Source organism: uncultured Dialister sp. (genome assembly GCF_937959425.1).
GTDB lineage: Bacteria > Bacillota > Negativicutes > Veillonellales > Dialisteraceae > Dialister.
The window spans coordinates 1-8,543 of record NZ_CALGPS010000157.1; the positions used below are offsets into that span (position 1 = coordinate 1).

The 8,543-nt window shown below is 51.1% G+C and carries 5 protein-coding genes and 1 other annotated feature; of the genes, 3 read left to right on the forward strand and 2 right to left on the reverse strand.

What is annotated here, in order from left to right:
- Positions 1–151 precede the first annotated feature (151 nt).
- Positions 152–1,129 carry a diacylglycerol kinase family protein gene (locus tag Q0482_RS06480; RefSeq protein ID WP_299144833.1) on the reverse strand — a complete coding sequence of 326 codons (978 nt, stop codon included), beginning with the start codon at positions 1,127–1,129 and terminating at the stop codon, positions 152–154.
- A 937-nt stretch (positions 1,130–2,066) separates the two neighbouring features.
- Positions 2,067–2,267, forward strand: a binding site (T-box leader).
- Between the two features lie 170 nt (positions 2,268–2,437).
- On the opposite strand from Q0482_RS06480, the gene Q0482_RS06485 reads away from it, so the two are divergent.
- On the forward strand, positions 2,438–3,601 hold the full coding sequence (locus Q0482_RS06485; protein WP_299144834.1) for an ABC transporter substrate-binding protein: 1,164 nt from the start codon (positions 2,438–2,440) through the stop codon (positions 3,599–3,601).
- Positions 3,602–4,501: 900 nt separating this feature from the next.
- On the forward strand, positions 4,502–5,662 hold the full coding sequence (locus Q0482_RS06490; RefSeq protein WP_299144836.1) for a DHHA1 domain-containing protein: 1,161 nt from the start codon (positions 4,502–4,504) through the stop codon (positions 5,660–5,662).
- 418 nt (positions 5,663–6,080) lie between these two features.
- Here the strand turns inward: Q0482_RS06490 and Q0482_RS06495 are convergent, their stop codons facing one another.
- Positions 6,081–6,953 (reverse strand): DMT family transporter, encoded by an 873-nt coding sequence (locus Q0482_RS06495; RefSeq protein ID WP_299144837.1) that lies wholly within the window; start codon positions 6,951–6,953, stop codon positions 6,081–6,083.
- 115 nt (positions 6,954–7,068) lie between these two features.
- Between Q0482_RS06495 and Q0482_RS06500 the strand changes: the two genes are divergently transcribed.
- Positions 7,069–7,584: a flavin reductase gene (locus Q0482_RS06500; RefSeq protein WP_299144839.1), complete on the forward strand. Its 516-nt coding sequence runs from the start codon at positions 7,069–7,071 to the stop codon at positions 7,582–7,584.
- The last annotated feature ends 959 nt before the right edge of the window (positions 7,585–8,543 follow it).

The window sequence follows — 8,543 nt, forward strand, 5'->3', positions numbered from 1 at the left end:
ATAAAATCTAGCGTTTTCAGCATCGCTTTTTCATAACTTGTAAACTCCTGCTAGGGCAAATCCCCCTTTGGTGCCTTACGGCACCACCTTTCCCCCGCAAGCGGGGGCACAATAAAATGGAGGGGAGAACCCGGGCCGCGAAGCGGCCCTATTATTCTTCCTCATTCCAGGGAAGATGGATATGGGGGGATTTCAGGAAGCGGGGGAGGATGCCCTGGTCTTCTCTTGGATGGGCAGGGACGAAGACGGAGAGGCGGTTGGGGAGGATTTCCAGATCCAGGGGGAAGGTGGGGCCCAGGTCGCCGTCTACGTTGGTGACGAGGGGTTCATTTTCCCGGATGGAGAGGTGGGCTTTTTTGAAGCTCACCACGGTCAGAAAGTCCGGGCCCATCTGCATGCCTGCCAGGAGCTTCGGCGCCGATTTCAAGGCCAGCAGCCATTCAAAGTCGTGGAAGAGGCAGAGCTTGATGACCCCCTTATTTCTTTCCGACGGGGGAATGAGGTTGTGGAAACTTCCGGCGGAGTCGGTGAGCATGGCTGCAATGAGGGGAGAAGAGACTTCAATCACCGTGCCGTTTTCTTCTTCAATCTTGAAATGGTAGGATTTCTGCTTCGGCACTACCTGCATGCCTTTCATGTAATAGGCAAGGGAGCCGAAGAGGGTTTTTTCTTTGATGGATACTTTGCCTACGGCTTCGGAAATACTGCCGGCGCCTACCACATTGATGAAGAAGCGGTCATTGACCCGGCCTACGTCAATCTTTGTTTTCACCGCCGTTTCCAGCATATGGATGGCGCCCTGGGGGGAGCGGGGGATGTGGAGGGCCCTTGCCAGGTCATTTACCGTGCCGAAGGGGACGAAGCCGAAGGTAGAGCTGCTTTCCACGGGCACCATGCCGTTGATGACTTCGTTAATGGTACCGTCGCCGCCCATGCATACCACATCCCGCCCTGCTTCTGCCGCGGCCCTGGCAAAGTCCGTGGCGTCGCCTGCTTTTTCCGTAAGTTTGATGATGATATCTTCAAACCGTTTGGAAAGAACAGAATGGAGAAGCGGTATATATCGCGGCGCCCTCTCATGGCCTGATGTAGGGTTGACGATGATGGTACACTGTCCTTCTTTTTTCATGACTCTCACACTCCGTGCAATGGAGACTTCTGTCTCCTGAATTCTATCTATCCTATTATACCAAATAGAAATGGAAATTTAACAGGCTTGTTAAAGTTTCCTATTGAGGTGGATAGCTGCTATGGTGTCATGTTGAGTGGGAAACTGTATGTGGAAAGTTTCCTATTGAGGTGAATAGCTATGGTGTTATGCCGTGCGGGAAACTATAGGCGAAAAGTTTCCTATTAAGGTGAAAAGCTATGGTGTCATGTCGAATGGGAAACGATAGGCGAATGGTTTCCTATTGAGGTGAATAGCTATGGTGTCATGCTGTGCGGGAAACTGTATGCGAATAGTTTCCTGTCGCGGTGAAAAGCTATGGTGTCATGCCGGATAGGAAACTATTCGCAAATGGTTTCCTATTGAGGTGAAAAGCTATGGTGTCATGCCGGATAGGAAACTATGCGCAGAAAGTTTCCTGTCGCGGTGAAAAGCTATGGTGTCATGCCGGATAGGAAACTATGCGCAAAAAGTTTCCTGTCGCGGTGAAATACCATGGTGTCATGTCGAATGGGAAACTATTCGCAAATGGGTTCCTATTGAGGAGAATAGCCATGGTGTCAAGCCGGACAGGAAACTATGCGCAGAAAGTTTCCTGCCTAAGTGAAAAGCTATGGTGTCATGCCGGATAGGAAACTATGCGCAGAAAGTTTCTTGTCGCGGTGAAAAGCTATGGTATCATGCCGGATAGGAAACTATGCGCAAAAAGTTTCCTGTCCCAGTGAAACGCTATAGAGACAAGTCGAGTAGGAAACTATTCGCGAATGGTTTCCTGCCGAGATGAACCACCACATTGCCATGCCGGACAGGAAACTTATTTTCCTAAGGAAACTTTTTTCAAAAATCCTATTGACAAGGAAACGCTTCGGGCTTATACTCTATGCATAACCGAAAACCCAAAGATACAAGGAACGGGAAAAAGGAAATTTCCTTGGTTTGCAGAGAGCCGGCGGCTGGTGAAAGCCGGTAAGAAGAAAACTTCCAACACTCACCCGTGAGTATTTCAGCCGAACAAAGTAAGCGGAAACGTCCATTCACGTTACGAATAGGAACACCAGAGTATAATGTAGGGTGGTACCGCGAAACTTTCGCCCCTATCTTCAATGAATGAAGATGGAGGTTTTTTTATTGGTATCTGTACCTGGCGTTCCACTGAGTGATAAATCAGGGTGGTACCGCGTATATGCGCCCCTGCCGGAAGGAGACTTTCGGCAGGGGTTTTTGATTGGGTAAAAGAAAATTTTTATAAAAGTCAGGGAGGAAATCAGAATGAAAAAGTGGATGAAAGCAATGGCAGCAGCAATGGCAGCCGCAGCAGTGTGCGGAGCGTTTGCAGGATGCGGCGGTGACAAGAAGGCCACTTCTTCCAACGCAGCGGCAGCGGGCGGAGAAACGGTAAAGTTCGGATTCGTCACCGCCTACACCGGCCCCGGCGCCGCTTACGGCCAGGCTGAAAAGGAAGGGGCAGAGCTGGCAGTCGAAGAAATCAATAAAGATCCGAAGACGAAGATGAAAATCGACCTCATTACCTACGACAGCAAACTGAGCAAGGCGGAAGCCATCAACTCCTTCAAGCGGCTCATCGAACAGGATAAGGTACTGGCCATTCAGGGACCTATGACTTCCGGTGAAATTTTTGCTGCCGGCCCCATCGCCCAGCAGGCTAAGGTTGCGGTCTTCGGCACAAGCACCACCGCTCCAAAGGTTACGGACATCGGCGATTACATTTTCAGAAACGCCATCCCCGGCAAGCTGGCCATTCCTACAACCGTAAAGAAAGCCCAGGAAAAACTGGGATTCAAGAAAGTGGCCATTATGTATTCCAATAACAACGACCAGATGGTAGGAGAAAATGAAATCTACCAGCAGACCTTCAAAGACATGGGCATCGACGTAGTAGCTACAGAAACCTTCGCCGACAAGGACACCGATTTCTCCGCCCAGCTCACCAAAATCCAGGCCGCTAACCCCGACGTCATCTGCATTGCCGGTTTCTACCAGGAAGGGGCCCTCATTGTGAAGAAGGCCAGAGAAATGGGCATGAACCAGCCGATTATCGGAAACAACGGATTCAACAGCCCCCAGTATGTAAAACAGGCCGGCGCTGCTGCTGACGGCACCCTGGTGGCAACCCCCTGGAACCCGGATAGAAAGAGCGAGAAAGCACAGAACTTCCGTAAGGCTTTTGTAGCCAAGTATGGACACGAACCGGATCAGTTCGCAGCCCAGACCTACGATGCCTTCTACATTATGCATGAAGCCGCTGAAAAATCCGGCTCCACCACCGACAGGAAGAAATTCCGTGATGCACTGGCACAGATTAAGAATTTTGAAGGCGCTACAGGCAAATTTGAATTTGATGAAAACAGGGATCCGAAGATGGACCTGGATGTACTCCAGGTGAAGGATGGAAAGTGGGTTCCTTTCGCTTAATAGGTTGAAATCCTAACATGAAGTATGGAAGCATGGTATGGCAGCATAGCAGCATGGAAAGCAGCATGGGAGCGCAGTATGGGAGCATGGAAATAAGAAAAGAGAGAAGCATGGGAGGAAGGAGAAGAGGAGAATAGGAAATAAAAAGGCGGAGCCCGGTGCTCCGCCTTTTTACGTGGGGGATGTAAATGCGGTGAATAAGGTGGAAGTCTTTATGGACAGGCCCTTTTGGGGTGAGGGTTGACGGCCCTTTGGGCCGAAGGTTCTTAAGGTGCTGAAGTTTGACGCGCCTTTGGCGCGAGGGTTGTGGTAGGCGCCTTTTAATTTATAGAAGGCGCCAGTTTGTATAAAAACGTATAACCGCCCTGGCGGGCGAAGAGAAAACATTTACAACCGCGACCCCCGCGGGAAAACAGGCCAAACTTGCTTCCAACGAGCCGAAGGCGGCATTAAAAATTCATCGCCGCGAAGCGGCGATACCACACCCTTTGAACCCGCCCGATGGAAGCGGGCAGAACCATCTGAACCTTTTGAACCTTTTACCAAAGATCTGACGCCCCTATCCTCCGTCGCCTGCGGCGACACCTCCTTCCTATGGAAGGAGGCTATAAAATGCGGCGCTGCCACCACAACCCTCGGGCCTGAAGGGCCCGCCCCCTTTGGTGCTGACGCACCACCTTCCCCCCGCAAGCGGTGGGACAATAAATTGGGAAGGGAACCCATTGAACTCTTTTTTCGCCCCTTTCTACACAACCCGCTGCCGTCAGGCGGCCACAACCCTCGGCCCGAAGGGCCGTTAACCTTCCCCCTTTGAACCCTCAGCGCCTTTGGCGCTTCAAAATACCACTGGAAACTATTTTCAATTTGTGTCATCATAAAGCATACAAGGAGGAATGAAATATGGATGAAATGAATGAACTTTTTTATAAAGACGCCTACCGGAAGGAATTTGACAGCCGGGTGGTGAGCTGCACGAAGGGGAAGAAGGGCTATGAAGTGGTGCTGGATGATACGGCCTTTTATCCCGAAGGAGGCGGACAGCCGGGAGACCATGGCACCCTGGGAGATGCGAAGGTGCTGGATGTACACCGGAAGGAAGGGCTGGTGGTGCATTATACTGACAAGCCTCTGAAAGTGGGAATCCAGGTTCACGGTACCATCGACTGGCAGCGGAGGTTCGATTTCATGCAGAATCATTCCGGCGAGCACATTTACTCCGGCCTGGTGCATAAGAAATTCGGCTACGACAATGTGGGATTTCATATGGACAAGGTGGTGACTGTGGATTTCAGCGGCCCCATGACCATGGAAGACGCACTGGAAATCGAGAAGGAAGCGAATGCCCTCATTTACAGCAATGTGGAAACGAAGATTTCCTTCCCTACGGAGGAAGAGCTGAAGACCATTCCCTACCGCAGTAAAATCGAACTTACCGGCAAGGTGCGGATTGTGGAATTCCCCGGCGGCGATATCTGTGCCTGCTGCGGTACCCATGTGGCAAGAACCGGTGAAATCGGCCTCATCAAGGTGCTTTCCTTGATGAACCATAAGGGCGGTGTGCGTATCGAACTGGCCTGCGGGCGCTGGGCCATGGAGGACTATGACCGGGTGCATGACCTGAACCGGGACATTGCGGTCCGTTTCTCCGTGAAACCTTACGAAACGGTGAAGGCTGTGGAGAAAATGGAAAAGGACATGGCAGACCTTCGGCAGAAAATCAATGACATGAACCGCCGCTACTTCGCCATGCGGGCTTTTTCCCTTCCGGAAGGAAAAAAGGCAGTGCTTCTCTATGAAGAAAACATGGCGCCTATGGAACTTCGCAAATTTTGTGAATATCTGACAGAAAAGAAACGGGGAACCATTTTCTTCCTTCTTTCAAAGAAAGATGAAAATACATTGAACTACGCCATCGGAAGCGGTGAAGTTAACCTGAAACCCCTCCTGAAGGATTGGAACACCCGCCTCCACGGCCGGGGCGGCGGAAAAGACATTATGCAGGGCTCCTTCACCTGCTCTCTGGATGAAGTAAAGAAACTGGTGGAAGAAATGGGGAAATAGTTTCCCGTGGTGATGAAACACGATGGTGCCGATAGAGTGTAGACTTTAGATTATCAGACAAAATCTGCACATCGGTACATGACGAACTGTCAGGCTCCTTCCCCAGGAAGGAGCTGGGCGGAGCCCTGAGGATAGGTCCGATTTTTCTTCCCGACGACTGGTATTTAGCAGCAGCTGCGACACTATCGGCTTTTACCGCTCGGACGATGGGAGGCGGGAAGTTTAGACTGTAATGAAAGGCGCCTTCCTAAGGAAGGCGCCTTCATGCTTCGGCGGAGCCGCCACCACAACCCTCGCAGCTACGGGCTGCGTCAAACCTAAGAACCCTCCGGCCCATCGGGCCGGTCCCTCTTTGGTGCCTGCGACACCACCTTTCCCTCCGCAAGCGGGGGCAAAATAAAACAGTTAGAGGGCCCCATCAGCGGCCCCTTTTCCATCCTCGAAGCGGAAGCGTTCCTCCGGCGGCCCAGACGCCCAGAAGGATAAGGGCGGCGCCGGTGAGTTCTCCTTTTCCCATATTTTCGCCAAGGAAGAGGCAGGCGAAAACGGCGGCGAAGACGGGTTCCAGGGAGAAGATGAAGCCCGCCCTTTCGGGGGTGGTGTATTCCTGGGCCACGGCCTGGATGGTGAAGCCGTAGGCGGAGGAAAAGATGGCAAGGCCAAGGATGGCTGTCCACTCGGGAAGGGTGGAGGGCATGACCGGCGTTTCAAGGAAAAGGGAGGCCATGCCTGCGAAGAGGCCTGCAAATCCCATCTGCCATATACCCAGAAGAAGGCTGTCCACTTTGGATACGAAGGTATTGGTGAAGAGGATGTCCAGGGCATAGAGGAAGGCGGCCAGCAGGCAGAGCACGAAGCCCTTGTCCAAAGTGATGGAGGTAACGCCATTCAGGATGAAAAGGCCGGCAGTGACGATAGCGGTGCCCGTCATAATGGGAAGGGAGGGCATTTTCCGTATCCACAGGCCATGAAGGATGGGCACCATGATGACGGAGGTAGAAATCAGAAATCCGGCGGTGGAGGCAGAGGTGCCGATGACGCCGTAAATGACGCCGATGAAGACGCCGGCAATGAGGAAACCGGTGACGGCGCTGTATTTCAGGATAGCTTTATCCGTCTTCTTCAGCCGCCGGGGAAAGAAGGGGATAAGGATGAAGAAGGCAAAAAGGCAGCGCAGGGCTGCTAAGCAGATAGGCGGCATGGTTTCAGCGCCCAGTTTCATCAGTCCGTAGGAACTGCCCCATACGAAGGCGGCAGTGAAGAGGAGGAAATCGGCTTTATTTTGACTCATGGAAAACTCCTTTTGACATTTTATATCATCTCGGTATTTTACCATATATTTTCATCCAGGTGTCATCTATATGGTATAATCTATATAGAATTTATTAAATGAGAGGAGACTTACTATGTCTTTTAAAGAAATTCCTGTAGAAGAAAGCGGCTTGAATCCTTTTACCAGCCTGGGAAACTACTGCATCGTCACCGCAGGTAATAAGGAAAAATGCAATCCCATGCTTGTCACCTGGGGCGGTTTCGGAATTATGTGGAGAAAGCCGGTAGCTTCCATTTATATCCGCCAGAGCCGTTTCACAAAGACCATCCTGGACGCACAGGACTATTTCACCCTGTCCTTCCCGCCGGTTTCTTATAAACCGAAGGAATCCTACATGGGATCCCACTCCGGCCGGGACGGCGATAAGTTTGAAGCCAGCGGCCTTCATCCCTATGCAATCGGCGATGAGGCTGTGGGGCTGGAAGAGGCGGACCTTATCCTGGTGTGCAAAAAGATTTATACCCATGAAATGAAAGAGGAATTCTACACCGATAAGGAAACCTACGAAAGGTGGAACTCCGGTAAACAGGCCGGCAATAACCACAGCATTTACATGGGCGAAATCGTGAAAGTTCTGAAAAAGTGCTGAGAAATGAAAAATCCCCGCTTGTCATGAAATATGACTGGCGGGGATTTTATTATTGGGGAGGTTTCCTTTGCGGCATGGCACTATGGGGATTCATAGCGGCAGGAAACTGTTTGCGAAGGGTTTCCTATTGAGGTGACACGCTGTGGTGTTTCTTACCGACAGGAAACTATTCGCAAAAGGTTTCTTACTCGATGTGGCGCCACTGGTGTTTCTTACCGGCAGGAAACTGTTTGCGAAAGGTTTCCTATTGAGGTGACACGCTGTGGTGTTTCTTACCGACAGGAAACTATTCACGAAGGGGTTCCATACGGCATGGTACCATTGGTATTTCATGACGGCAGGAAACTGTTTGCGGAAGGTTTCCTATTCGGTGTGGCACCATTGGCAATCATAGCGACAGGAAACTATTCGCGAAGGGTTTCCTATTGAGGTGACACGCTGTGGTGTTTCTTACCGACAGGAAACTGTTTGCGAAAGGTTTCCTATTGAGGTGACACGCTGTGGTATTCCTTACCGACAGGAAACTGTTCAGCCGGAGATTTCTCGACTCCGCTTCGCTGCGCTCGAAATGACGGGGAGGCAGGGGACCATTGGTCGTCATACCGGCAGGAAACTATTTGCGAAAGGTTTCCTACTTGATGTGGTGCCACTGGTGCTTCTTACCGACAGGAAACTATTTGCGAATGGTTTCCCATTCGGCATGGCACCATTGGTATTTTCATGGTGGCAGGAAACTGTTTGCGAATGGTTTCCTATTGAGGTGACACGCTGTGGTGTTTCTTGCCGACAGGAAACTATTCGCGAAAGGTTTCCTATTGAGGTGACACGCTGTGGTGTTTCTTGCCGACAGGAAACTATTCGCGAAAGGTTTCCTATTGAGGTGACACGCTGTGGTGTTTCTTACCGACAGGAAACTATTCGCAAAAGGGTTCCCATACGGCATGGCACCATTGGTATTT